Source organism: Taishania pollutisoli, from assembly GCF_014518315.1.
Classification (GTDB): domain Bacteria; phylum Bacteroidota; class Bacteroidia; order Flavobacteriales_D; family Crocinitomicaceae; genus Taishania; species Taishania pollutisoli.
This window is the reverse complement of the sequence record NZ_JACVEL010000009.1, coordinates 39,197-64,237: the sequence shown is the minus strand read 5'-3', so window position 1 is coordinate 64,237 and position 25,041 is coordinate 39,197. Positions and strand designations below refer to the sequence as shown.

Below are 25,041 nucleotides of genomic sequence, written 5' to 3'. Positions count from 1 at the left end.
CATGAGGAAAAATATTAAGAAAGTTGCATCAATTACATTGATGTGTGTTATAACTGTGTCGGCATCATTTGCGCAAAATGATGCCGATTTATTTCGATTTTCAAAGCATTACCACGGTGGTTCTGCACGATTTGAAGCAATGGGAGGAGCATTCGGGGCTTTGGGTGCTGACATTAGTTCCGTTCAGGTTAACCCGGCAGGACTCGGACGATTTTCATCTTCTCAATTTTCATTGTCTCTAAGCCCAACGATTAACAGTACCAACGCATCCTTTATGGGGACGGATACTAAAACCGTTAAAACAAGTTTTTCGGTTCCCTCGTTTGGAGTCGTATTAACAAAAGACTTGTCTTCCCGTAACAAAGGAGATATGTATTCGCAGTTTGCATTCGGGATGAACAGAGTAGCACATTACAACCAACGAACAGTCATTGAAGGTGTGCAATTCCCTTCCCTTCTCGATAATTTTATCGGGCAGGCAAATGGTTATTACCCGGAAGAACTCAGTCAATTCTTCCCTTTCTCTACTTCGTTGGCCTATGAATCATATACCATTGATTATGATTCGATCAGTAATTCATACACCTCATATCTTAATGCAGGCGACATGAAAATGAAACGGGAAATTGCAACACGGGGAGGAATCAACGAATTTTTTCTTTCTTATTCCCGAAACAGAATGAACAGGCTGTATTATGGTTTCGCACTGAACATACGAACCTATAATTATACAGAATCATACGTCCATTCGGAAGACTTAACAGTTACCGACCCTGACTTTAACGGCTTCGATTATGAGTATACATTGCGAACAAAAGGTACAGGAGTCAATCTGAAATTGGGAGCCATTTATTTGATTACAGACGGTTTCCGAATCGGTGCTTCCTTCCACACTCCAACCTATATCGGGATGGAAGATAAGTGGACTGCTACGATGACAGGGCGATTCAAAGAAGGAAATTATTCTGTTCCGGAACAACTCGTCCCCGAAGCTCAATACAAATACAGAATGATTACTCCTTTGCGGGCTGTTGTATCTGCTTCCTATGTAATCGGCATGAATGCAGTAATCAGCGGAGATGTTGAGTATACCGGATACAACATGGGAAGGTTGAGATCGACAACTGATGTGACATACGAACCGTATGATTTCGATATTGAAAATGCCGATGCAAAAGCGCGACTGACGAATGCATTGAATTACAGATTGGGTGCAGAATTTAACATTCAGCAGAAATTTTTCCTGCGGGCAGGCTTTGCACTCTATGGCAACGCTTACAAAAAATCTGAAAATATAGACCCTAAACCGGACATTTCATACAGTGGCGGATTGGGATATAAAATTGGCAGATTCAGTATTGATGTGGCTTATGTGAACAGAAACATGCAGCGAACGTACTATTCATTCCTTGGAAGCAATGTTGCCAACACCCGTTTATCCAATAACTCGGTTATTATAAGTGCATCAATCCGTTTTTAACAACCGGACAACTTCTTCTGTGTATGAACGTTTGTTTAATTTTGATTCTACCCAGGCAGTCAGGTTGAAATACTCCAAAATGACCTGTTCGTGGTGATCTTTAAATGCTTCTGATAATTCTTCCTGTAAATTTCTGAAAATCTGCTGCTGTTCTTCCGGAAGAATATTTTTTGACAGTTTCCGGATATTACGGATCAATAGTGTTTCTGTCGCATAATCTCTTCCGTGCTTGGATAAATAACGATTGACTGATTTAATCACATATTCTGTAAAATCATAGTTCCCCAATTCAAAATGAAGCACCAGGTTAAAAATACGCGCGAAGCTATAGATATCCTGTCGGATATTTTGCTCATTGTCATTTAGCACTTCATTGATAAATGTAAGTGTTTTCTTATATTCGCCGATGGCAAAGTAGCTGACTGATTTATAGTAAATAAACAAAATACACTGTTCTTTACTCAGTACTTCTTCATATTCGGCAATAAAATCATCAATTTTAGGAATCAGCTCCACAGACTCCTGGAATTTTCCCTGTCGCTGTAAAAGCAGCAATTCCATTAAATAGGCATTGGATAAAATCCGGATTTCAGTATTGATGGTATTAAATCCTTTGGTACCACTTAAACCTCTCAGCTCATGAATCAATTGTTTCGCCTGATCGAATTGCTTTCCATCGATGTAGCAGCGCAAAAGATGGGTAATTGTCTGAACATACCTGGTACTCAAGTCTGTTTTGACAATGGGATTCTTATCCAGAATTTCCCGTGTCTTGTTAAAAAACAAGTAACTGTCACTAAAATTTCTGTTTGTAGCAGCACACAATCCTTTGATGTAATAACACATGGAAGATGCACGTGTTGAAATCGCTGTATTTTTTCCTTTTATCAAGTGATAATTTGCAATTTCCGCAACTTCCTGTTCTTCTTTTTCACTTCGGATAAATCCTCCGGATCTGAAAATATGATTGATCTTGGAATAAATTACCTGGTATTCCGCCAGGTTTCGAAGCTTATCAATCACTTCTTCTTCTTCCTTGATCAGGGTAGCCAAACCTTCATCATCGATTCCTTCCTGTACTCCTTCCTCTTTTAATTTTTTTTCCCAGGAAATAATTTCATTCCAATAATAAAATTTTTCCGTATCCTGAGCAATTTTCTTCGCCCGCACAATAAATTTTTCACATTCCCGGTACAAGGCTTTGTTGTATAGAATCTCAATGTTTTTGATTTCCTGTTTTAAAATGCTGCTTGATGACTCTTCACTGTAATAAGAGCGTAGACTTTTTAAAATAAGTTTGTACAAGTGATTTTTCTCAGAGGAAAGGTGCCGGATGAAGGTCTCATTCCTGAACGCTTCTTTCAACGCTTCCTCATCGTATTCTTTCTGAGCATCGATGAAATCAAAAATCTTAACATAGTTCTTATCCCCTGACTGGAGTGCAGATGACAGTTTGAAAAAACGCTTTTCCGACTTGGTCAGCGATTTGATCAACTTGTATAATTCTATTGACGGTTTCATTAGTTGAGCAGGATTGAATCAAACTTATTCCTTTTGGTTTTCAATGAATTGCATCAAAAACCTCTAACAAAGATAAAATTTATCCTTGGATTCCCAAATTGAGAATTGACGAAATTAACGGCAAACTTGAAAAGCTACCGGAAAGACAGCAGATTAAGACCTTCCCTTCCCGGAAATAAATTGTTGTTTATATTTCAATGGTGTCATTCCTGTAAAACTGCGAAAATGACGAACAAAATAACTGGTAGAACCAAACGACAACATGGAAGAGACATCTGTAATGGAATAGTTTCCTTTCGTCAGCAATTTCTTTGCGTACTTCATCTTTTCAGAGATAATAAACTCGTAAGGAGTAATTCCCAATTCTTGTTTAAAATGACGGAAAAAAGATGCTTTACTCATAAATGCTTTTCCTGCCAGCTCTTCAATTGTAAATACCTTTGTAAGGTTATTGCGGATGTAGCTGACAACTCCCGCCAACTGGTTATTGGAAGGGACCTGATCCGTATTGCTCAACAGGATATTTCGCGCCTTGGTTTGCAAAAGGCAAACAATCAACTCTCTGGTTGCCAATTTACTTAATGTACTTTTGTATTCCGGGTTCGAAGAGGCTAAGGCAATCAATCGCTCAAGATTTGATTGTAAAAACGAGTCATTTTCAAACTTTTGAACAGATCCTTCCAGTTTCCATTCCGATTTATCAATCCGGGGAGTTTTCTCATTCAACAACAGCAGTGTTTCATTAATCTCATCCGGAGATAAGATCAGTGCCATACAACGTGTGGGATTGTCTTGCTGCGCTTCGGGAAAATCAATGTGCATTCGTTCTCCCTTTTCCAAAATAAGGGACTCTTCCGGAAAGAAATCAAAGGAATGATCTTCACCGAAATGCATAATCTTTTTTCCTTCAATCATGGTTATCAGCGAAACATCGTCAAACTTCAAATCGAAATCAAACGCCTTGGTCTGTGTTTCGTACAAGTGTAACTCCACCTCATTTGTACCAAAGGTTTGCTTATTCTCTACCAGCGTTTCCAGTTTTGAATTATCGTATATCCGACTGACCAATCTATTCATACCTCCACACACATTGATACTATAGTGACATTTATTGATAAGATGTTTCTATTTCCCTTCCAAGATAATAAATAATTTGCAGTCAGTAAATTTAAAAGCGAAAAATTATGAGTTCACATGAAAATTTAATTGCTCGTCCATCCTTTAAACCTGTCTATGATAATTACATCAACGGTAAATGGACACAACCTGTAAACGGAACGTATTTTGACAACATCTCCCCCATTGACGGGAACGTATTTACAAAAGTGGCACATTCTTCCAAAGGGGACCTTGAATTGGCTGTAAATGCTGCTGAAAAGGCATTTGAAACGTGGAGTAAAACTTCCGCAACAGAACGAAGTATTATCCTGAACAAAATTGCCGACCGGTTGGAAGCAAACCTCGAGTACCTGGCTGCCGTAGAAACAATTGACAACGGGAAAGCGGTTCGGGAAACACTCAATGCTGATTTACCGTTAGCCATTGACCACTTTCGCTATTTTGCAGGTGTCATCCGCGCAGAAGAAGGATCACATACGGAATTGGATGAAAACACTGTTTCTCTGATTGTGCATGAACCCATCGGAGTCGTTGCGCAAATCATTCCATGGAATTTTCCGATCCTGATGGCTGTTTGGAAGTTGGCTCCTGCCCTGGCTGCCGGAAACACTGTTGTCCTGAAACCTGCGGAAAGCACCCCTACATCTATTATGGTATTGATGGAATTAATCGAAGATCTTATTCCTGCAGGCGTCATCAACATTGTAAACGGTTTCGGAGCTGAATTGGGAAGAGCGTTGGTTACCAATCCCAAAGTAGCGAAAGCGGCCTTCACCGGATCAACGGCAACCGGACGGCTGGTAATGCAGTACGCAACGGAGAACATTATTCCTGTCACATTGGAATTGGGAGGAAAATCACCGAACATCTTCTTCCCTTCTGTAATGGATCACGATGATGATTACCTGGACAAAGCAATTGAAGGAGCTGTACTGTTTGCATTGAATCAGGGAGAAATCTGTACCTGTCCTTCACGAATTCTGGTTCATGAATCAATTGCCGATACATTTCTTGCAAAAGTGATTGAACGCACCAAAGCGATCAAAGTAGGTAACCCGCTTGATCCAACGGTCATGATGGGAGCTCAGGCTTCAAAAATCCAACAAGAAAAAATCAAGTCTTATTTACAGCTGGGAAAAGAAGAGGGTGCGGAATTGTTAACGGGAGGAGAAGTCAATCACCTGGGAGGAGAACTTGAGAACGGGTATTACATCCAACCGACCATCTTCAAGGGACACAACAAAATGCGTATCTTCCAGGAAGAGATTTTCGGTCCTGTTGTAGCCGTTACGACGTTCAAAACGACAGAAGAGGCCATTGCAATTGCAAACGATACATTATACGGGTTGGGTGCAGGAGTATGGACACGCGATGCACATGAATTATACCAGGTTCCGAGAGCAATCAAAGCAGGAAGGGTTTGGGTAAATCAATACCACGCATATCCTGCGGGGGCTCCTTTCGGAGGGTATAAGCAATCCGGAATCGGACGCGAAAATCACAAAATGATGTTGGGTCATTACCGTCAAACGAAAAACATGCTTATCTCTTACAGCAAACAAAAGTTAGGTTTCTTCTAAAAAGAAGAGAGTAGTTAAACAAACAGGGCGAAGGCAATCTGTTAACGGATTGCTTTCGTTTCTTTTATTCAATCAAACATGACAAATCGATTAGATGCAACAGAACAAGCGATCGCACTCATACGGGAATTAAAATCCGTTCATGGAGAGTTGATGTTTTATCAGGCTGGAGGATGTTGTGAAGGCACACAACCACAATGTTTTGAAAAAGGAGGATTCTTTCCGCGGATGAATGATGTAATGATCGGAACAATTGAGGGGGCTGAATTCTGGATTGACCGCGATCTGTTTGAATATTGGAAATTCAGCCATTTTACACTGGACGTACTCGATGGGTTCGGTCCGGGTGGCTTCTCATTGGAAACACCGCTGGGGAAAACATTTAAAATTCACTACCGGCTTTTTACGGAAAATGAATTAATGGATTTATCTCCTGTTAAATTAATGGATTAATAAATTATAGCAAATTACTCCTGAATAAACTCTTCCATATTTATTGCTTCCACCGCAACGATCTCAGGAACAACTTTTTTTACTTGTGCTTCCAATCCCGCCTTTAGTGTCATCGCAGACATCGAACACCCGCTACACGCACCGAGTAATTTAACCTGTGCAACACCTTCATCGGTAATTCCGACAAGTTCCATATCTCCACCATCTTCATTCAGGTAAGGGCGTAATTGTTCCAACGCTTCGTTAATCTTTACCGCTAATTCTTCTTTATTTAAAATCATACGTGTTGTTTTTTTAGAGATTTTTGCGCTTTCGCCACTTCAACCTCTTGCACAAATATACGAACTAATTCTTCAAATGCAGTGCTCGTAGGAGTATTATCCTGGAACACAGCAGGCTTTCCTACATCACCTGCTTCCCGCACACTTTGTACCAATGGAATTTGTCCCAACAACGGTACTCCCATTCCCTGTGCCAGGTTCTTTGCACCGTCGCGACCAAAGATAAAATATTTATTATCAGGCAATTCAGCAGGTGTAAACCACGCCATGTTTTCCACAACTCCGATGACCGGAACATTGATTGTATCCAGCTTAAACATATTAATTCCCTTACGCGCATCAGCTAGTGCAACTTCCTGGGGAGTGGAAACAATAACTGCTCCATCCAACGGAACCGTTTGTACAAGTGACAAGTGAATATCTCCTGTTCCCGGAGGTAAATCAATCAATAAATAATCCAGCTTTCCCCATTCAGCATCAGTAAACATTTGAGTCAATGCTTTTGCTGCCATCGGTCCTCTCCAAACAACCGCATTGTCCTGATCGGTAAAAAATCCAATGGATAAAATTTTAATTCCGTATGCCACAACGGGGCTGATTTTCGGTTTCCCTTCCACATCAATCATCGTCGGACGATCATTGACTACGTCAAACATTGTCGGCATGGACGGACCGTAAATATCTGCATCGACAATTCCTACCCTGTACCCGGCTTTTGCAAGTCCTCCTGCTAAATTGGCTGTCACTGTAGACTTTCCTACTCCACCTTTTCCAGACGCAATTGCCACGATATTTTTAACTTCCGGAAGAAATTTCCGGTGTGCTTCCTTTGCTTCTGCGGGTAATGCCTGAACAGTACAATTAATTACGATGCCTTCAAATTCTCTTTTCAGGTTAAATTCAACTGCCTCCTGTAAGCGTTTACGCGCATGTAAAGCTGGATTGGAACTGTAAACAGTTACAGTAATTGATTGTTCATCAATTTTTAACTCTTCAACAAAATTAAGTGAAACGATATCTTTTTTCAGGTCAGGGTCCATTATTTTACCCAATACCTCCAGTACATACTCTCTCGACAAATCCATAACTAAAAAAACTTGTGTAAAGTTAGTAAAAAGTAACCAGATTAAATCCGAAAAAACTCCATTTGTGTGCTTATACCAAAAAGAAGTTCCTTGTTGAATGCTGATTCTGCCATATCGCCATATCACGATATAGCGATATGGCATTTTTTAATTCGTTTTGAAATCAGACACCATCTCTTCCGGCAAACCGACCTTTCCCTTCTAAATGAAGAATTGCTTTTTGTACATTTCGGTCCACACTTCCCTCCGTTTTTAACTGCGCTATGTAACGTATTATTTCGAATCTACGGGAAGGAATTAACGCTTCAAATGCTTGTTTTGCAGCCGGATTTTCAGCCAATGCCCGTAAAAATTTCGGATGCATGTTAACTATTCGTTCTTCCAGATCAAAAGCAATCGTTAATGTTAGTTTTTCACCAATGCGCCTGGGAGAATTTGCAAGCATCTGCAGATTGATATAAAGCCGCCACTCTCCTTTGTATCTGACTAACGTTTGTCTGTATTCCTTTCCATTAACCGTTCCTTTTACACGTATTGGTCCCTTTGTTTTAGCTGATTGCTGAAAAAGTTGCAGCAAAGTTTCCTCCGGAATAAAAACAAAAGGATTGATACCGATAATCTCAAGTTGCGCTTCAAAAGAATTCATTATTGAACGGTTATTTTATTAAAAAATGATTCAAACAAAAAAGACCGACTAAAAAAGCCGGTCTTAGATATCTTAACTGATAAGAAGTTTCAATTAACGTTTGTGCATCGGTTCATCAGAAACTGTTAATTTCTTTCTTCCTTTGCGACGACGCGCAGCCAACACACGGCGACCGTTTTTAGTAGCCATGCGGCTTCTGAATCCGTGCTTATTTCTTCTTTTTCTTACTGACGGTTGAAACGTTCTTTTCATGATCTATACTCTTAATTGCGTTTTTTCTCAAAAATTCATTCCGATAAATTCGGGTTGCAAAGATATATCTTTTTTTGATTCGACAATACCTTTTACAAATAAAATTAAAAAAGTGTTTCAAATATAGCTGAATTTATCACTCAAACGCCTCATTTATCAAAAATGTTTTTTAAATAAATGTAATGCTTCGTTATAATTGTTTATTTTCAATGAAATTTATAATATAAATAACGCTATGAAAACAATTTTCTTACTACTCTGTGCAAGTATACTGCACACTTCAAATTCACATGCATCGGACAATTTTTTAAATTTTGACGGGGTGAATGACTATGTCGACATTAATTCCATCGCACCGTCAATGACGGGATTAACACGCTTTTCCGTTGAATTTTTGTTTAATGTAAAAGAACCTCAGGTCAGACAATATGGAATGTTCTTCAGCATTAATGGCGCATTGGGAAGCTCCGATGATAACAAATTATTGATCCGGCTGGCCGGACCAGGAGAAGGCACAGGGAATTCGGTTGTTGTGAATGCTCCGTTCGGAGGGTCTCTATTATTAATAGGAGGAGTGAATGTATTGGATAGCAATTGTCATCATGTAGCATACACCTATAACTCGGGGACGCATTCACTCTATATAGATGGTGCGTTACAAGGCACAATCACAAAAACACTTACACTGGTAAACACAGACCGATACAGTCTCGGTCAGGAATACGACAATAATGTTACCTCAGATTTTCTAACGGGAAGTATGGATGAAATCAGGATTTGGAACACCGTAAGAACTGCTACGGAAATCAATGATAACAGATTTAGTCAACTGGTAGGAAACGAGACAGGATTAATTAACTATTTTAACTGCAATCAGGGAATCTCGGCAGGAAATAATACACTCATTACTTCTTTGACAAATACAATCTCTCCTTCCCGAAATGGCACATTAGTCAATTTTCAACTCCTCTCGAATACTTCTAATTTCAGAAGAATAGAAGGATGCAGAAAAATAATCTCTCAATCAAACTGGTTGAATTTTGACGGAATAAACGACTATGTAAATATCAATGCGATCGCTTCTTCCATGTCAGGATTAAATCAATATTCTGTCGATTTTTTGATCGATTTAAAAAATCTTCAAAAAAGTCCGTATGGAATGTTTTTTAGTATCAACGCCGCTCCGGGAGGAACAGATATCAACAAATTATTGATCCGGCTGGCCGGAACAGGAGAAGGGGCCGGAAATTCGGTAGTTGTGAACGCTCCGTTCGGAGGATCCTTATTAATTATCGGTGGAGTAAACGTACTGGACGGCAATTGCCACCATGTTGCATACACCTATAATTCCGGGACACATTCACTTTATATAGACGGTATTCTCCAGGGTACAATGACAAAAACAGTTACACTGGTAAGCACTGACAGATACAGTCTCGGGCAAGAATATGACGACAATACTACATCTGACTTCCTAACGGGAAGCATGGATGAAATCAGGATTTGGAATACCACAAGAACCACTACAGAGATCTATAATAACATGGGAAATGAGCTGACGGGGAACGAAATCGGATTGATTAATTATTTCAATTGTAATCAGGGGATTCCGGGAGGAAATAACACCCTCATTACTTCTCTAACAAATATCATCTCTCCTTCCCGAGATGGAACGTTGGTTAATTTTCAACTCCTTTCCAACACATCGAATTTTGTAGCAGAAAATTGCAAACGACATGAAAGCATTACAACACCACTGCATAAACAGCAAACTAAAACAAATAATAATATGGCTGTTTTTCCGAATCCTGCTACTGATTTCATCTACTTTACACTCGAGAGTGGTAAGCAGTATGAGGTAATTATTTATGATTTACCGGGAAATATAATCTACAAAAATTACCACGAATCAACGGAAAACAAAATTGATACAAAGAAGTGGATAAATGGGACCTATATAATAAAGATACTATCGGGTGAAAACAATATTGACATTCGCAAAATAATTGTAGCCCACTAATATTATTCCAAGAGATTATCCATAAAAAAACAGGAGCGACTTACTCCTGTTTTTTTATTTTAATAAAAACTTATACCGTTGAATGGTATTTTCCAATCCCAGGTACAACGCATCTGAAATAAGCGCGTGCCCGATCGAAACTTCATCCATAAACGGGATTTTTGATTTCAAAAACTTCAGATTCTCCAGGCTTAAATCATGTCCTGCATTCACCCCCAATCCTACTTCTTTTGCAAATACAGCGGCTTTTACGTATAAATCGACTGCTCTGTCAGGATTTTCAGCGTACTGCTCAGCATAAGGTCCGGTATATAATTCAATGCGATCAAACCCTGCTTTTGCGGCAAATTCAATGTTTTCAAGATTTGTATCCACAAAAACGGAACTTCGAATGTTTAGTTGTTTGAGTTGTTGTGCCAGATCACTCAACAGCTCCAATTGCTTCTTTGTCTCCCATCCCGCATTGGAAGTTAACACCCCGGGAGGATCAGGCACCAGTGTCGCTTGTTCAGGCCGAACGTCTTCAATTAGCTTCATGTAACGTGTATCCGGGTATCCTTCAATATTGAATTCCGTCTGAACCACTTTCTTCAGATCATATACGTCCTGCGTTGTGATGTGACGTTCGTCAGGACGAGGATGAACAGTAATTCCCTCTGCTCCAAATCGTTCACAATCGATTGCAACCCGAACCACATTCGGCACATCTCCTCCCCTCGCGTTCCGGATCGTTGCAATCTTATTGATATTTACACTTAATTTCGTCATCGATAAAAAAGTAATCGTGTTGTTTTGATAGTGCAAAGTTAACCATTACCAATGATAAAAAAACAATCTTTCTTCTCAATATTCCATTCTCTTTCCGTACTTTTGCGACCGTCATGAGTGATGAAAAAAATATGTCCTTCCTTCAGCACCTCGAAGAATTGCGGTGGAGATTAGTAAAAAGTGCTATCGCAATTGTTACCTGTGCGATTGTTCTGTTCGTTTACCAAGAGTGGATTATGGACAATATTTTCCTGATCATGCTGGACAATAATTTTATCTCGTTCAAATTACTCTGTCATTGGTTTGATGTATGCACACCTCCGACACCGGTTGAAATGCAAAGTATGAATGTTTCCGGGCAATTTTCATACGCTTTGTGGATGAGCATACTGGGAGGAATCGTTGTCGCTTCTCCGTTTATATTTTACCAGTTATGGGCTTTTATCCGCCCTGCATTAAAAGGTACGGAACGTTCTGCAATGGGAGGTCTGGTTTTTTATGTCTCCCTGCTTTTTCTTCTCGGAATTTTATTCGGATATTTTGTTGTAACGCCAATGACAATCCAGTTTTTCGGAAATTATAAAATCAGTACCCAGATTCAAAACATTTTTACGGTTGACTCATACATGGGGATGATTTTATCAACTATTTTCTATACGGGATTGTTCTTTTTACTACCGATTGCTTCTTACCTTCTGGCAAGATTAGGAATTATTACCGCTGATTTCCTTCGAAAGTACCGCAAACACGCGCTTGTAGGTGTTTTAATCCTGGCAGCCATCATCACTCCCCCCGATCTGATCAGCCAGGTGATTGTCTCCATTCCTATTGCATTGTTGTATGAAATCGGAATTCTCACAGCCGCGAGAGTAGAGAAAAAACGCAACAAAGAAAATATCAACAATTAAGTATGAATGATTTAATCAGTGGTAACAAGTTGTTATTAACTGTATTTTTCTACTTTTACTTCTTCAAATGAGAAGATGCTGAAGATTGTACTGCTTATATTGGTCTTAACTCCTTTAACACTCCTTGCGCAACAAACCAAAGTAAGCGGTGTGGTGAAAGATGCCGTAACAGAAGAACCGCTTCCGTTTGTAAAAGTTCAGTTTAAAGATTCGAAAATAGGTGTCTTAACGGATTCTGTCGGTTTTTACAGTATTGAAACCTATTACGCCACAGACTCGCTTCGTTTCACATTAACCGGCTACATCACACAGCGTTTTTCTGTTAAGCGAGATAAAGAACAGACCATTGACGTAGAATTATCAATGACTGTTTCAGAAATAGAAGAATTGACCGTCCTGCCACCTGATGAACTACCTTCCGTTACCCTGCACAAAAAAATCATCAACAACAAACCGATCAATGACCGGGAAAAATTGTCGGCTTATGAATACGAGCTTTACAATAAAATTCAGTTTGATCTCAATAACATCGGGGACAAGTTTAAAGAAAAAGGAATTGTCAAACGGATGGACTTGATCCTGGACTACCTGGACTCTACGGAAAACGGTAAAAATTACCTGCCCGTGATTTTTACGGAAGGATTATCTGATTTCTATTACACGAACAATCCCAAACGCAAAAAAGAAGTCTTAAAAGCAACACGTGTGGTCGGGATTGATAACATTCAACTGGATCAATTCCTGGGTGAAATGTACATGGACATCAATATTTATGACAACAACATCAATATTGTCAACCGCAGCTTCATTAGCCCCATATCAAACTTTGCGCGGAATTACTACCAATTTCTGATTGTCGATTCTTCTTTCATTGACAACCTGTGGTGTTACAAGATGACCTTCAAACCTAAACGACAAGGCGATATGACTTTCGAAGGAGAAATGTGGGTCCACGATACAACGTATGCCATCAAATCGATCAAAGGAACAATTGCTCCCTGGGCAAATATCAATTACCTGCAGGACTTGTACTTTGAACAAAATTTCTCCATGGTTGAAAAAGAAGTGTGGATGATGGTCAACGAAACCATTTTGGCGGATTTTAAACTCACAAAAAAAACCAGTTTGTATGGTATTTATGCCAGAAAGTATTCATCCAGGAAAAATTTTGTGATCAATCAAGCACACCCGGATGCATTTTATAAAAGCAACAACACGGTAGAAATAGCCGACAGTGCTCATCAAAGAGATGAGACTTACTGGACAGCACACAGACACGTGCCACTTTCCTTCCAGCAAACCGGGATCGGAGAAATGATCGATTCCCTGAAAACCATTCCATTCTTCAAGCGATTACAGGGAGTTACCTACATGCTGACCACCGGGTATTATCCCTACGGTTATTTTGACTTCGGAATGATTTACAACATGTTCAGCTACAACCAGGTAGAGAAATTCCGTTTCGGAGTGGCTATAAGAACGTCCAATAAGTTCTCCCGAAGGCTTGAAATAGGTGGTAAAGTCTATTATGGATTCGGTGACGAACGCTTTAAATACGGGGGGAGTGTCCGTTATAATGTGTCTCCCCAGAAACGGGGAATGTTGAGTGCCTTTTACAATTATGATATTGAACAAATCGGGGCGTCTACCAAAGCTTCCCAAGTCGGTTCTACATTCGGAACACTTTTTCGCACCGGACCATTGGACAAACTTACATTTGTAGAAAAAGCCGGAATAAACTTTGAAAAAGACGTGCACAAAGACATTGTTTTGTTCACTGCTTTCGAGTGGAAAGAATATACCCCGCTGGGACTGGCCAATTATTTGCGGATGAATGAAAACACAGGCTTCTATGATACCATCAACAGCATTCGGACCAGTGAAGTTACTTTTCGCTTCAGATGGGCAAAAGACGAAGAATTTGTCGGTGGAGCGTTTGACCGCGTTTCCATTAAATCCAGGTTTCCGATCATTTCCTTTCAGACAATCTTAGGAATCAAAGGGGCATTGGGAAGTGATTACCAGTACCAAAAATACGAACTGGCGCTTGATCACAGGGTGACAGCCGGAGTGCTCGGGTACATCCGGTATGGTGCAAGCGTGGGATACATCAACGGTTCAGCAGCATACCCTTTTCTGAAAGTCCATGAAGGAAACCAATCTTACTTTTTGTACAAGACAACATTCAACATGCTCAATTTCTTCGAGTTTATTTCCGATAAATATGCTGATGCCTATATCGAAAATCACTGGGGAGGACTTTTCCTGGACTACATTCCCGGAATCAAAAAACTAAAATGGCGATTTGTTTCCAGCGCACGTGCAACATGGGGTATGATTGATTCGCGACATGAAAAAGAGATGATCTTACCACCATTTACCAAACAATTTGGAAATACGCCGTATATCGAAGTATCTTTGGGGTTGGAAAATATATTTAAGTTACTTCGCTTTGATGTCTTTTATCGTGTCACTCACCAAATTCCGGGAGTATCACCATTTGGATTCAGAGCACGTTGGGAAATATTCTTGTAATGAAATTACACACAAAAGAAATAAAGAAAACATACAAAGGCAGAAATGTTGTAAAAGGAGTTTCTGTTGAAGTGAATCAGGGCGAAATTGTTGGATTACTCGGACCAAACGGTGCCGGAAAAACAACATCATTTTATATGATCGTAGGATTGGTAAAACCGGATTCAGGCGAAGTCTTTCTGGATGAGATCGACATTACCAAAATGCCAATGTATAAACGCTCCCAATTAGGGATTGGCTACCTGCCCCAGGAAATTTCGGTGTTTCGGAAACTGAGTGTTGAAGACAACATTATGGCAATCCTGGAAATGACAGATCTCAATAAACAGGAACGCGAAGCCCGACTGGAGCAGCTACTCAATGAATTCAGTCTGCAACACGTGCGAAAAAACCTCGGAAACCGCCTGTCAGGAGGAGAAAAACGAAGAACGGAAATTGCGCGTGCACTTGCCACGAACCCGAAGTTTCTGTTGCTTGATGAACCATTTGCCGGAGTTGACCCGATTGCTGTGGAAGACATCCAGAGTATTGTCTCCGAGCTCCGTGAAAAAAACATCGGAATCCTGATTACGGACCACAACGTGCAGGAAACACTTTCCATCACCGACCGTGCTTACCTACTGTTTGAAGGAGCCATCTTGAAGTCAGGCACTGCAGAAGAACTGGCTGCTGATGAACAGGTTCGAAAGGTATACCTGGGTCAAAAATTTGTGCTTCGAAAGAAATAATTGAGCCATGTATCAATTAAAAAATATATATTTGACATCTATAATAAAACGAGTATCCATCAAAACCCGACGTTCATGAAAAGAGTTGTAAATCGCGTGCTTATTGTCTTCTCTGTTATTTTAGTAGCCACTTCTGTTTCCTGCAAGAAAAAATGTGATCTGGGGGAAGATGCCACTTCCGGTGAAATTAAAACCGCTGTATCCGTATTTTCTGAATCCGGCTATATAACAGCCAGCATGAGCCCGGATGAATACCTGATTAATGGGAACAGCAACTATGCAGATAATTTTAAAATCAGTAAGGATAAAGGAATTACAAAAACAGCGGTCGACTACACGGAATACAATATTTTATGTTACCCGATGACCGTCAATTGTTTCGCTCAATTTGACAGAAACGTATTGATTGATGATGAAAACGGAATTATTAAGTACACCATCAAAGTGAAAGATTGCGGTAAATGCGAAGAACAACGTTACATCGAAAATTTCGTCGCTATCCGGGCAGTTCCTGATTCTTACACGGTTACCTACGATGTGGATATTCAAACTGTCGATTAAATACGGTATAAAATCATTCAGATATAGCAAGGGTGCCCACGCACCCTTTTTTATTGCCCGATAAATTGTTAAATTCGCAGTTCATTTTCATTGCCTCTGGTTAGTGGAAGAACTTGTTATATAAATGCTGATTCGTCTTGTTATTTCCCTTGTTTTAATCTCCTGCTCGTTTTCTCTTTTTGCACAATCGGAATTATCCATCTCCGGAACCATCGTTGATTCGGAAAAACAACCACTATCCTACGTAGCGATTCAAGGATACAGCGCATCCGAAGATAAAATCGTAAAAGGAGATTTTTCAGATGAAGAAGGAAAATTCAATCTTGTGCTTCCTTCGGGGGAGTTCTATCTCGTTTTAAAATATGCCGGTCTGACCAACGATACAATTCTGCTTCATCAACAAAGCGGGGAAATAAAGCTGGGAACAATTACCATGCAGACAATCGCAGAACTGGAATCGGTGGAAATTATAGGGCAAAAAGCCGCAATGGAATACCACCTTGACAAGCGCGTCTTCAATGTCGGTTCTGATTTGAACAACCAAGGCTCCAATGCTGTTGATGTGCTGGAGAACATCCCTTCCATTACAGTCGATGCTGAAGGAAATGTCAGCCTGCGGGGAAATTCCAATGTACGCATCCTGATCGATGGAAAAATGTCCGGTTTTGCATCCAGTGCAGATGCACTGAAACAATTACAAGCTGCGAATATTGAAAAAATAGAAGTCATTACCAATGCTTCTTCCCGCTATGATGCACAGGGAGAAGGAGGGATTATCAATATTGTACTGAAAAAAAATCAAACAAAGGGGCTCAACGGCTCCGCGAGCATCCGGGGAGGATATTTTCCTGAAATAGGCGGAGATTTCCGGATCAATTACCGAAGGGATAAACTCAATGTATTTGCAACGTATTCCATTAATAAAAACAGTATTCCCGGATACAGTGAAACCTATCAGCGACTTAACAATGCAGATACCGCATTTGTGTACCGGCAACATTACGAGCACAGAAGAAGAAAATTGAGCAATCACGGTTCACTTGGACTGGATTACTATATCAATGAAAAAAATACGCTTTCCACATCCTTTACCGTTCGTTCGGGGTTGGGAAACAATTCATACGACCGTTATTATGAAAACATGGACCTGAATGATAACCTGACAGGATACAATGACCGGTTCGAAGGACAAGCGGAATTAGAAGACTTACTGGAAACGAACCTTTCCTATACAAAAAAATTCAACAATAAAGCCGAATGGTCCACTGACCTGAAGTGGTTTCGGGATCAGGACATCGAACGTTCGGATTATTCGGAAAACTCTTCTGCTTTCCAGGGAGAACGGATTGAACATTCCCAGGTGACCATGCTGGAAAATAATTTCCTCGCCCAGTCAGATTTTATCCTTCCGTTCCTGCAAGAAGGGAAATTTGAAACAGGAGTACGAATGCAAATCCGGGATATGGAAAATAATTTCCGTTTCGGGGAATTGACTGGTAACAATTGGAATTATCCCCCACTGTACAATGACCGTTACAGCTACAACGAGCGTGTATATGCAGCCTATGCGATGGCCTCCAATACCTGGAAAAAATTCTCGGTACAGGCTGGTTTACGGGCTGAATATTCCGACATCAGTACACGACAGGTTTCTACCAATAACAGCATTGATAAAAATTACTTAGACCTGTTTCCAAGCGCAGCCGTTTCATTTAAACATTCCGAACGACAAACATTTCAACTGAGTTACAGCCGGAGAATCAGCAGACCGGGACAATGGGATTTAATGCCTTACACAAAATTCGGAGACAACCGTGAGCGCAGAGTCGGGAATGCATACCTGAATCCTGAATACACCAATTCACTGGAAGCGGGTATTCTTCAAAACTGGGGTTCCGGCTCCATACTCGGATCGGTGTATTATCGCAATACGACGAATAAAATAGAACGCATTTCCTCACTTGGCGATGATGGTATTATTTATATCACACCACTCAATATTGCCTTAAAAGATGCGTATGGCGTCGAATTAAATTTCACGTACACTCCTGCCAACTGGTTCCGGTTAAATTCAGGGTTCAACTTTTACGAAGAAATTATTTCGGGCAATTTCAACGCTACCGATTTCAGAAGAAAAAACTTCACATGGACCAACCGTACCTCGATCAATTTATCGTTTCCGAAATTGTTCAAATCACAACTTGCATTCAATTATACAGCTCCCAGTGTTCGTCCGCAGGGAAAAATGCTGGCCATCTATCATTTTGACCTGGGATTTTCACGGGACCTCCTGAACGGAAAAGCGACAATCGGGTTAAATATCCGCGATTTATTCAATACACGCCGGTGGAGAATGATAACAGATACACCTGAATTGTATTCGGAAAGTAATACCCTTTGGCGACCGAGAACCATTACACTCGTTTTCACTTACCGGTTTAATCAGCAGCGAAGAGAATCCGGAAAAGCCGATTTCAATCTGCTGGACGAATGTGGCGGAGAATAATAGTGCCTGATTCCCGGGATTCCGGATTCAATCTTTACTTTTGCAAACTACGATATCTTAAATTTTTATATATATTTGCTTCTTGTATTAAAAAAGGATAATTCATGGCAGTAAAAACTTCCAAAAAACCAACAGCAGCAACAAAAAAGAGCAAGGTTGACAGCACTTCTAAATTCTCAAAAGAGACATATATCAAGTGGTGGAAAGATATGTTGTTGATTCGTAAGTTCGAAGAAAAAACAGGTCAGTTATACATTCAGCAAAAATTCGGTGGATTTTGCCATTTGTACATCGGTCAGGAAGCAATTGTCGCAGGGACGGCAAGTGCGTGTAAACCTGGAGATAAACACATGACTGCATACAGAGATCACGCACACCCGATTGCGTTGGGAACAGATCCGAGAGTATTGATGGCGGAATTGTACGGACGTACGACCGGTTGTTCAAAGGGAAAAGGTGGTTCCATGCACTTTTTTGACAAAAAGGTTAACTTCATGGGAGGACACGGAATCGTTGGCGCTCAAATTGCAATGGGTGCAGGTGTTGCTTTCGCTGAAAAATACAATGAAACAGGAAATGTTGCGTTCGTATCCATGGGAGACGGAGCCGTTCGCCAGGGAGCATTGCACGAAACATTCAACATGGCAATGATGTGGAAACTTCCGGTTGTTTTCATCATTGAAAATAACAATTATGCGATGGGAACTTCGGTAGAACGTACAACCAACGTAACGGATCTTTCCAAAATCGGTCTTTCCTACGAAATGCCTTCCCGCATTGTAAACGGAATGTCTCCTGAGGCAGTTCATGAAGCAATCGAAGAAGCTGCCGACAGAGCAAGAAGAGGTGACGGCCCTACCCTGTTGGATATCCGCACATACCGCTACAAAGGACACTCAATGTCAGATCCTCAGAAATACCGAACCAAACAAGAGGTAGAGGAATGGATGGATCAGGATCCGATTGTACACTGCCTGGAAGTCATCAAAGAAAACAAATGGATGACGGATAAAGAAATCAAGGAAGTAGAAGATTGGGTAAAGAAAGAAGTGGAAGAATCTGTTGAATTTGCAGAAAATTCTCCATATCCTGAAGGAAAAGAATTGTACGAAGACATCTACCAGGAGCCGAACTACCCGTACATCGTTGAATATTAATTAAGAATACAATACTAAAGATTTTAAGATACTATGGCTGAAGTAGTTTACATGCCGAAATTGAGCGACACCATGACGGAAGGAGTGGTCGCTGAATGGACAAAAAAAGTGGGAGACGCTGTTTCTTCCGGAGAAGTACTTGCGGAAATTGAAACAGATAAAGCAACGATGGAGTTTGAATCATTCTACGACGGTGTATTGTTACACATTGGTGTTGAGAAAGGTCAAGCTGCTCCTGTAAATGCAATTCTTGCCATCATTGGTGAGAAAGATGAAGATATTTCAGGAATTCTTGCAGGAGGTGCTGCTGCTCCGGCTGCTGCCAAAGAAGAGAAAGCTGTTACTGCACCTTCACCGGAACCGGTAAAAGAAACTGCTCCGGCTGCAAAAACACAACCGGTAAGTACTCCGGCTGTTGCACAAACGACTTCTACAGATGGAAGAGTTGTGGCTTCTCCACTGGCAAAAAAATTAGCTTCTGAGAAAGGAATTGATATCAATACCGTACAGGGAACAGGAGAAGGTGGCCGCATTGTAAAACGCGATGTGGATCATTATGTTCCTTACGACGCTCCTGCACGCGCTTCATTTACGGCAGCTCCTGCCGGAGTTGAGTCGTATACGGATGAACCGGTATCACAAATGCGTAAGACGATTGCACGCCGATTGGCTGAAAGTAAATTTACGGCTCCGCATTTTTACCTGACACTGGATATTGATATGGACAATGCGATTGCCGCTCGCAAAGCATTGAACGCGACAGAAGGTGTAAAAGTATCCTTCAATGACATGGTGATCAAAGCTGTTGCCATCTCCCTGCGTCAGCACCCTGCTGTGAATTCGGCATGGATGGGTGACACGATCCGACGCAATCAGCACGTGCATATCGGAGTTGCTGTTGCCGTGGATGAAGGATTATTGGTCCCGGTTGTTCGTTTTGCAGATACAAAAGGATTTGCACAAATCGGTGAAGAGGTAAGAACGTACGCGAAAAAAGCAAAAGATAAAAAATTACAACCTTCCGACTGGGAAGGAAATACATTTACTATTTCCAACCTGGGAATGTTCGGTATTGAAGAATTTACAGCCATCATTAACCCACCGGACAGCTGCATCATGGCAGTGGGAGGAATCAAAGAAGTTCCTGTTGTCAAAAACGGACAGGTTGTTCCGGGGAATGTAATGAAAGTAACGCTCTCCTGCGACCACCGGGTAGTAGACGGAGCATCCGGAGCAGCATTCCTGCAAACATTTAAAGGATACCTGGAAAATCCGGTGACGATGTTACTGTAAAACAAATTGTGAAAGGAGCTGTAAGGCTCCTTTTTTTATATACATCGCCTATGAAAAGAGTACACATGCTGGAATGGGAAGACCTGGAGTGGTTTCCCAAAAGTTGGAGGGATTACGGAACGGATTACCTGCGTTTTGTAGCTACGAAATTTGACATCTACAAACCAATTCTTCCGATCATCAAAAAAGGACTGAATGCGAGCAGTAAAAATGCCTGGGTCGATTGTGCATCCGGAGGAGGAAGTAGTCTCGTGCCGCTTGCAAAAGCCATTCATCAGGAACTACCGGAGGTGAAAATTACACTGACAGATTACTACCCCAACATTGAAGCATTTAAACGTACCCAAAAAGAGTTACCGTCCGTTTTCAACTACGAAACAGAATCCGTAAATGCGATGGAACTTCCCTCCCACTTACAAGGTCAGTTTATTACGCTATTTGGTGCTTTTCATCACTTCAGACCTGTGCAGGCAAAGAACATTCTTCAACAGGCAGTAGATACCAACTCTCCGATTGCTGTTTTTGAACCTGTAGCCCGGAATTTCGGAAGTTTTTTCTCAATGCTATTTGTGATTTTGAATGTATTGATCTTTACTCCGTTCATTCGTCCCGTTCGCTGGCAGGTACTACCATTCATATACCTGATTCCCGTTATTCCGCTTTACATTCTCTGGGATGGAATCGCATCTATTTTCAGAACCTATTCGGAAAAAGAACGCCGGGAACTGATTCAATCACTAACCAATTCAGATCAATTTGAATGGGAAGTCGGTAAAACCAAAGGCCCCATGCCTATTAATTACTTGTACGGAATTCCGAAATCAACCGAATTGTTCCGGTAAAAGTTACAACGTGAAAGTAATGCATCAATTGATCTTGTTGTCGTTTCTATGTGGTAAAGGAGAACTTATATAAAAGTAAAAAATCCGGCAGATGACTCCGCCGGATTTTTTATAAACTCAAAACTACTACTTATTAATATTCCTTCACTTCTTTGTGATCATATGGTTCTGTAACCAATTCATCAAACGGAAGAGGAGGTTTATTCCAACCAAATTTATTCAGGATGTTATCAAACAGCTGATAAACAACCGGAACAACGACCAATGTCAGAAACAACGAAGAAATCAACCCTCCGATAATTACCCACGCCAATCCGTTTTTCCATTCAGATCCCGAGCCGGAAGCCATCGCAATCGGCATCATACCAATCACCATTGCAATCGTTGTCATCAGGATCGGACGAAGACGTGCATGGTTTGCTAACATCAATGCGTCGTGTGTGGAGTGTCCTTGTGCCTTCAGGTGATTTGTAAAGTCGACAAGGATAATCGCATTTTTGGCAACCAGACCGATCAACATAATTAATCCCAAAATGGTAAATATACTCAACAGGTTATTGGTCAACGCCAGGGCAAGGAACGCTCCGATGATTGCCAACGGGATAGAGAACATGACCACCAACGGGTGTACAAAGCTGTCGTACAGCATCACCATAATAAAGTACACCAACAATACAGATACCAACAAGGCTATTCCCAATGAACCGAATCCGTCCTGTTGGTTTTCCATATCACCACCCCAGATATAATCAACTCCCAATGGTTTTTCTACCGTCTTCAATTTTTCTTCCAATTCCGTTGCGACTGTACTTACAGAACGACCAACTGTTTGCGCCTGGATTTTCACAGAAGCGGTTTTATCGCGACGCTCCAATCGGCTTGGTCCTGACTTAATCTGGATATCGGCAAATTGCGATAAGCGGATCAATTGTCCCATGTTATTAATGAAGGTAACATTGGCAACATCATTCACACTTTCACGGTTGAAAGCATCCAGTCGGATATTGATATCGTATTCGTATTCTCCTCTTCGGAATTTACCATCGATGTTCCCGTTGAAAGCCGTTTGCAAGGTCCCTCCGACAATCTGCATACTCAACCCTAAAGCAGCCATCTTATCACGATCTACTTTTACGGTTACTTCCGGAGACCCGTCTTCTGCGGACAACTGAACTTCTGATGATCCCGGAATTTCTTTCAATACATCCATTACTTTATGCGCGTAGGCATATACTTCATCAATGTCAGATCCGAGTACGGTCATATCCAACGGTGCCTGATCGGCCATCCCCAGGATACTGATCGGAGCTGTTTTCACTTTCGCACCAACCAATTCTCTGGACAACTCTTTTTTCAACTTCGCTGCATAAATGTTCGTCGGATCTTCCCGTTGTGATTTATGCACCAGTTTTACGGTGATTTCTCCTTTGTACATGGTTTTAGTTACACCCGCCATACCATCAGAGGCCTGACCTACAGTCGTAATCTGCGTAACAACTTCCGGTTTTTTCGCAAGGTAATTCTCCGCTTTCATGATCATCTGGTTGGTTTGCTCCAGCGATGCATCTTTCGGCAATTCGATTTGTACAAGGAATTCACCTCTGTCGCCTTGAGCAAAGAACTCTGCTCCGATAAATCCTCCGATTACCAATCCGAATGAAGAGAACAACAATACAGTTACAATTCCCAGTGTAATGAATTTATGACGCAAAGACCATCCAAGAATTCCACTCACCCATTTCGTAAAATTCGCCAATCCTCGCTCAAAGCTCAAAATGATTTTCCCACCGATGTTTTTCCCTGTGATGTGTTCCAATCTTCCGTAACGGGAAGTCAACCATGGAACGATCGTAAATGAGGTAAACAAACTGAGCAATACCGCGATAACAACCGTCAAACAGAACTCACGCAAGATGTTTGCAACCATCCCCGTACTCAAACCGATCGGTAAGAATACAACCACAATTACTAACGTGATCGAGATAACCGTAAATCCGATTTCCTTTGTTCCGTCAACCGAAGCCCGCACCCTGTTTTTCCCCATCTCCATGTGGCGGTAAATGTTCTCAATGACAACAATGGCGTCATCGACGAGAATCCCGACTACCAGGGAAAGTGCCAGCAAGGACATCAGGTTGAGGGAGAACCCCAGGAAGAACATCCCGATGAATGTCGCGATCAGGGAAGCCGGAATGGCTACCATTACGATCAACGCATTCCTCAAACTGTGGAGGAATAACAACATGATCGCCGCTACCAGGATGATCGCCAGAATCAAATCGTGTACAACCGCATCCGCTGATTCCAATGTATACACGGAGCTATCATTTGCAATCTGTAATTTCAACCCGTACTGCTCATACTCTTTTTCAACCTGTCCGATAATGGCCTGTGTATTTCTACTCACTTTCACCGCATTGGCATCCGATTGTTTCAAAACCTGTAACGCAATCGCACCCTTGCGATCCAGACGTGCAATTTTCTCTGCATCTTTTTGTGCATCCTGAACATCTGCGATATCTTTCAAACGCACCTGCCCATTATCTTGTGTCTGGATGATTACCAGGTTTCTCAGCTCATCAATTGTTTCGTATTTACCCGCCAAACGGATCAGGACACTCTGATCCTGGGATTTGATGCTCCCTGTCGGGAAGTCCATATTGGCAGATAACACGGCTTGTTGTACCTGTAACAATGAAATATTATAGGCCTCCAGTTTCTGTGCATCAATGTTAACCTGGAATTCACGCTGACGCCCACCGATGATATTTACTTTCGCCACACCGTCCACACGTGACAACAGTGGCTGAATACGTTTATCGATCAAGTCGAAGAATTCTACATCTGATAATTTATCTGCTGTTGCAGCGATGGTTACAATCGGCAAGTCGTCAAATGAGAATTTGTTCAATGACGGGGTTTTGATTGTTTCCGGCAAATCGGCCATGATGGAATTGATTTTCCGCTGGGCGTCCGTCATGGCATAGTCGACATCGGCATTGTCCTGCAATGTAATGACTATCAATGACAAACTTTCAAAAGAGGTGGACTCAATTTTCTTGACCTTTTCCATTGAGGCGACCGCTTCTTCTATCTTTTTGGTAACGGTGTTCTCGACTTCGGAAGGAGATGCTCCGGGATAGACCGTCGCAACAGAGATAACACTAGGAGTAAACTTCGGAAGTAACTCATAGTTTAATAACGAATAGGAAATCAATCCGAAGACAGTCAATGCCGTAAAGATTACGATCACCAACGATGGTCTTTTGATTGAAATATCTGCGATTTTCATACTATATCTTTTTG

The 25,041-nt window shown here is 41.2% G+C and carries 20 protein-coding genes; 12 read left to right on the top strand and 8 right to left on the bottom strand.

The features are described from left to right. Position 1 precedes the first annotated feature (1 nt). Positions 2-1,480: an OmpP1/FadL family transporter gene (locus H9Y05_RS12515; RefSeq protein ID WP_216714481.1), complete on the top strand. Its 1,479-nt coding sequence runs from the start codon at positions 2-4 to the stop codon at positions 1,478-1,480. Here the strand turns inward: H9Y05_RS12515 and H9Y05_RS12510 are convergent. Together H9Y05_RS12510 and H9Y05_RS12505 are read right to left on the bottom strand one after the other, a co-directional pair. After that, on the bottom strand, positions 1,466-3,001 hold the full coding sequence (locus tag H9Y05_RS12510) for a hypothetical protein (protein ID WP_163492634.1): 1,536 nt from the start codon (positions 2,999-3,001) through the stop codon (positions 1,466-1,468). The genes H9Y05_RS12515 and H9Y05_RS12510 overlap by 15 nt on opposite strands. A gap of 153 nt (positions 3,002-3,154) precedes the next feature. Next, the gene (locus H9Y05_RS12505) at positions 3,155-4,078 is read right to left on the bottom strand and encodes an AraC family transcriptional regulator (RefSeq protein ID WP_163492633.1); all 924 of its coding nucleotides are present in this window, start codon (positions 4,076-4,078) and stop codon (positions 3,155-3,157) included. 107 nt (positions 4,079-4,185) lie between these two features. Here H9Y05_RS12505 and H9Y05_RS12500 point away from each other — a divergent pair, with 107 nt between their 5' ends. Both H9Y05_RS12500 and H9Y05_RS12495 read left to right on the top strand, forming a co-directional pair. Continuing rightward, positions 4,186-5,700: an aldehyde dehydrogenase family protein gene (locus H9Y05_RS12500; RefSeq protein WP_163492632.1), complete on the top strand. Its 1,515-nt coding sequence runs from the start codon at positions 4,186-4,188 to the stop codon at positions 5,698-5,700. 78 nt (positions 5,701-5,778) lie between these two features. Next, entirely contained in the window at positions 5,779-6,153 is a 375-nt protein-coding gene (locus H9Y05_RS12495; protein WP_163492631.1) for a DUF779 domain-containing protein, read from the top strand. 14 nt (positions 6,154-6,167) lie between these two features. Here the strand turns inward: H9Y05_RS12495 and H9Y05_RS12490 are convergent, their stop codons facing one another. The 4 genes from H9Y05_RS12490 to rpmH form a co-directional block, all read right to left on the bottom strand. After that, on the bottom strand, positions 6,168-6,434 hold the full coding sequence (locus tag H9Y05_RS12490) for a NifU family protein (protein ID WP_205729605.1): 267 nt from the start codon (positions 6,432-6,434) through the stop codon (positions 6,168-6,170). Then, the gene (locus tag H9Y05_RS12485) at positions 6,431-7,519 is read right to left on the bottom strand and encodes an Mrp/NBP35 family ATP-binding protein (protein ID WP_235992199.1); all 1,089 of its coding nucleotides are present in this window, start codon (positions 7,517-7,519) and stop codon (positions 6,431-6,433) included. Before H9Y05_RS12485 ends, H9Y05_RS12490 begins: the two co-directional genes overlap by 4 nt. Positions 7,520-7,682: 163 nt before the next feature. After that, positions 7,683-8,165, bottom strand: a complete 483-nt coding sequence (locus tag H9Y05_RS12480) for a YdeI/OmpD-associated family protein (RefSeq protein WP_216714480.1) — start codon at positions 8,163-8,165, stop codon at positions 7,683-7,685. A gap of 93 nt (positions 8,166-8,258) precedes the next feature. Continuing rightward, positions 8,259-8,417 carry a 50S ribosomal protein L34 gene (gene rpmH / locus H9Y05_RS12475; protein ID WP_163492629.1) on the bottom strand — a complete coding sequence of 53 codons (159 nt, stop codon included), beginning with the start codon at positions 8,415-8,417 and terminating at the stop codon, positions 8,259-8,261. A 235-nt stretch (positions 8,418-8,652) separates the two neighbouring features. On the opposite strand from rpmH, the gene H9Y05_RS12470 reads away from it, so the two are divergent. Next, complete coding sequence (locus H9Y05_RS12470; protein WP_216714479.1) at positions 8,653-10,437, top strand: LamG-like jellyroll fold domain-containing protein; 1,785 nt, start codon at positions 8,653-8,655, stop codon at positions 10,435-10,437. 54 nt (positions 10,438-10,491) lie between these two features. Here H9Y05_RS12470 and H9Y05_RS12465 read toward each other — a convergent pair whose 3' ends face one another. Next, complete coding sequence (locus tag H9Y05_RS12465; RefSeq protein ID WP_163492691.1) at positions 10,492-11,205, bottom strand: pyridoxine 5'-phosphate synthase; 714 nt, start codon at positions 11,203-11,205, stop codon at positions 10,492-10,494. A gap of 131 nt (positions 11,206-11,336) precedes the next feature. On the opposite strand from H9Y05_RS12465, the gene tatC reads away from it, so the two are divergent. The 8 genes from tatC to H9Y05_RS12425 all read left to right on the top strand — a co-directional run bounded on the left by tatC (position 11,337) and on the right by H9Y05_RS12425 (position 21,735). Continuing rightward, the gene (gene tatC / locus H9Y05_RS12460; protein WP_235992198.1) at positions 11,337-12,113 is read left to right on the top strand and encodes a twin-arginine translocase subunit TatC; all 777 of its coding nucleotides are present in this window, start codon (positions 11,337-11,339) and stop codon (positions 12,111-12,113) included. Between the two features lie 75 nt (positions 12,114-12,188). Continuing rightward, the gene (locus tag H9Y05_RS12455) at positions 12,189-14,648 is read left to right on the top strand and encodes a DUF5686 and carboxypeptidase-like regulatory domain-containing protein (protein ID WP_163492626.1); all 2,460 of its coding nucleotides are present in this window, start codon (positions 12,189-12,191) and stop codon (positions 14,646-14,648) included. Further along, positions 14,648-15,376 (top strand): LPS export ABC transporter ATP-binding protein, encoded by a 729-nt coding sequence (gene lptB, locus H9Y05_RS12450; protein WP_163492625.1) that lies wholly within the window; start codon positions 14,648-14,650, stop codon positions 15,374-15,376. Before H9Y05_RS12455 ends, lptB begins: the two co-directional genes overlap by 1 nt. A gap of 75 nt (positions 15,377-15,451) precedes the next feature. Beyond that, positions 15,452-15,937 (top strand): hypothetical protein, encoded by a 486-nt coding sequence (locus H9Y05_RS12445; protein ID WP_163492624.1) that lies wholly within the window; start codon positions 15,452-15,454, stop codon positions 15,935-15,937. A 124-nt stretch (positions 15,938-16,061) separates the two neighbouring features. Further along, the gene (locus H9Y05_RS12440; protein WP_216714478.1) at positions 16,062-18,443 is read left to right on the top strand and encodes a TonB-dependent receptor; all 2,382 of its coding nucleotides are present in this window, start codon (positions 16,062-16,064) and stop codon (positions 18,441-18,443) included. A 104-nt stretch (positions 18,444-18,547) separates the two neighbouring features. Next, positions 18,548-19,600 carry a pyruvate dehydrogenase (acetyl-transferring) E1 component subunit alpha gene (gene pdhA / locus H9Y05_RS12435; protein WP_163492622.1) on the top strand — a complete coding sequence of 351 codons (1,053 nt, stop codon included), beginning with the start codon at positions 18,548-18,550 and terminating at the stop codon, positions 19,598-19,600. Positions 19,601-19,633: 33 nt separating this feature from the next. Continuing rightward, a complete protein-coding gene (locus H9Y05_RS12430; RefSeq protein WP_216714477.1) occupies positions 19,634-20,893 on the top strand; it encodes a pyruvate dehydrogenase complex dihydrolipoamide acetyltransferase in 1,260 nt (419 codons plus the stop codon). Between the two features lie 50 nt (positions 20,894-20,943). Then, positions 20,944-21,735, top strand: a complete 792-nt coding sequence (locus H9Y05_RS12425) for a class I SAM-dependent methyltransferase (protein WP_163492620.1) — start codon at positions 20,944-20,946, stop codon at positions 21,733-21,735. A gap of 133 nt (positions 21,736-21,868) precedes the next feature. On the opposite strand, the gene H9Y05_RS12420 is transcribed toward H9Y05_RS12425, so the two are convergent. Next, on the bottom strand, positions 21,869-25,027 hold the full coding sequence (locus tag H9Y05_RS12420; RefSeq protein ID WP_216714476.1) for an efflux RND transporter permease subunit: 3,159 nt from the start codon (positions 25,025-25,027) through the stop codon (positions 21,869-21,871). Positions 25,028-25,041 lie beyond the last annotated feature (14 nt).

What these genes read in the sequence shown, in the direction of transcription:
- H9Y05_RS12440 (WP_216714478.1), top strand. Translation starts at nt 16,062, where the DNA reads ATGCTGATTCGTCTTGTTATTTCCCTTGTTTTAATCTCCTGCTCGTTT.
- H9Y05_RS12500 (WP_163492632.1), top strand. Translation starts at nt 4,186, where the DNA reads ATGAGTTCACATGAAAATTTAATTGCTCGTCCATCCTTTAAACCTGTC.
- H9Y05_RS12480 (WP_216714480.1), bottom strand. Translation starts at nt 8,165, where the DNA reads ATGAATTCTTTTGAAGCGCAACTTGAGATTATCGGTATCAATCCTTTT.
- H9Y05_RS12495 (WP_163492631.1), top strand. Translation starts at nt 5,779, where the DNA reads ATGACAAATCGATTAGATGCAACAGAACAAGCGATCGCACTCATACGG.
- H9Y05_RS12515 (WP_216714481.1), top strand. Translation starts at nt 2, where the DNA reads ATGAGGAAAAATATTAAGAAAGTTGCATCAATTACATTGATGTGTGTT.
- lptB (WP_163492625.1), top strand. Translation starts at nt 14,648, where the DNA reads ATGAAATTACACACAAAAGAAATAAAGAAAACATACAAAGGCAGAAAT.
- H9Y05_RS12455 (WP_163492626.1), top strand. Translation starts at nt 12,189, where the DNA reads ATGCTGAAGATTGTACTGCTTATATTGGTCTTAACTCCTTTAACACTC.
- H9Y05_RS12430 (WP_216714477.1), top strand. Translation starts at nt 19,634, where the DNA reads ATGGCTGAAGTAGTTTACATGCCGAAATTGAGCGACACCATGACGGAA.
- H9Y05_RS12420 (WP_216714476.1), bottom strand. Translation starts at nt 25,027, where the DNA reads ATGAAAATCGCAGATATTTCAATCAAAAGACCATCGTTGGTGATCGTA.
- H9Y05_RS12490 (WP_205729605.1), bottom strand. Translation starts at nt 6,434, where the DNA reads ATGATTTTAAATAAAGAAGAATTAGCGGTAAAGATTAACGAAGCGTTG.
- H9Y05_RS12485 (WP_235992199.1), bottom strand. Translation starts at nt 7,519, where the DNA reads ATGGATTTGTCGAGAGAGTATGTACTGGAGGTATTGGGTAAAATAATG.
- H9Y05_RS12425 (WP_163492620.1), top strand. Translation starts at nt 20,944, where the DNA reads ATGAAAAGAGTACACATGCTGGAATGGGAAGACCTGGAGTGGTTTCCC.
- rpmH (WP_163492629.1), bottom strand. Translation starts at nt 8,417, where the DNA reads ATGAAAAGAACGTTTCAACCGTCAGTAAGAAAAAGAAGAAATAAGCAC.
- pdhA (WP_163492622.1), top strand. Translation starts at nt 18,548, where the DNA reads ATGGCAGTAAAAACTTCCAAAAAACCAACAGCAGCAACAAAAAAGAGC.
- H9Y05_RS12505 (WP_163492633.1), bottom strand. Translation starts at nt 4,078, where the DNA reads ATGAATAGATTGGTCAGTCGGATATACGATAATTCAAAACTGGAAACG.
- H9Y05_RS12470 (WP_216714479.1), top strand. Translation starts at nt 8,653, where the DNA reads ATGAAAACAATTTTCTTACTACTCTGTGCAAGTATACTGCACACTTCA.
- H9Y05_RS12445 (WP_163492624.1), top strand. Translation starts at nt 15,452, where the DNA reads ATGAAAAGAGTTGTAAATCGCGTGCTTATTGTCTTCTCTGTTATTTTA.
- H9Y05_RS12465 (WP_163492691.1), bottom strand. Translation starts at nt 11,205, where the DNA reads ATGACGAAATTAAGTGTAAATATCAATAAGATTGCAACGATCCGGAAC.
- tatC (WP_235992198.1), top strand. Translation starts at nt 11,337, where the DNA reads ATGTCCTTCCTTCAGCACCTCGAAGAATTGCGGTGGAGATTAGTAAAA.
- H9Y05_RS12510 (WP_163492634.1), bottom strand. Translation starts at nt 3,001, where the DNA reads ATGAAACCGTCAATAGAATTATACAAGTTGATCAAATCGCTGACCAAG.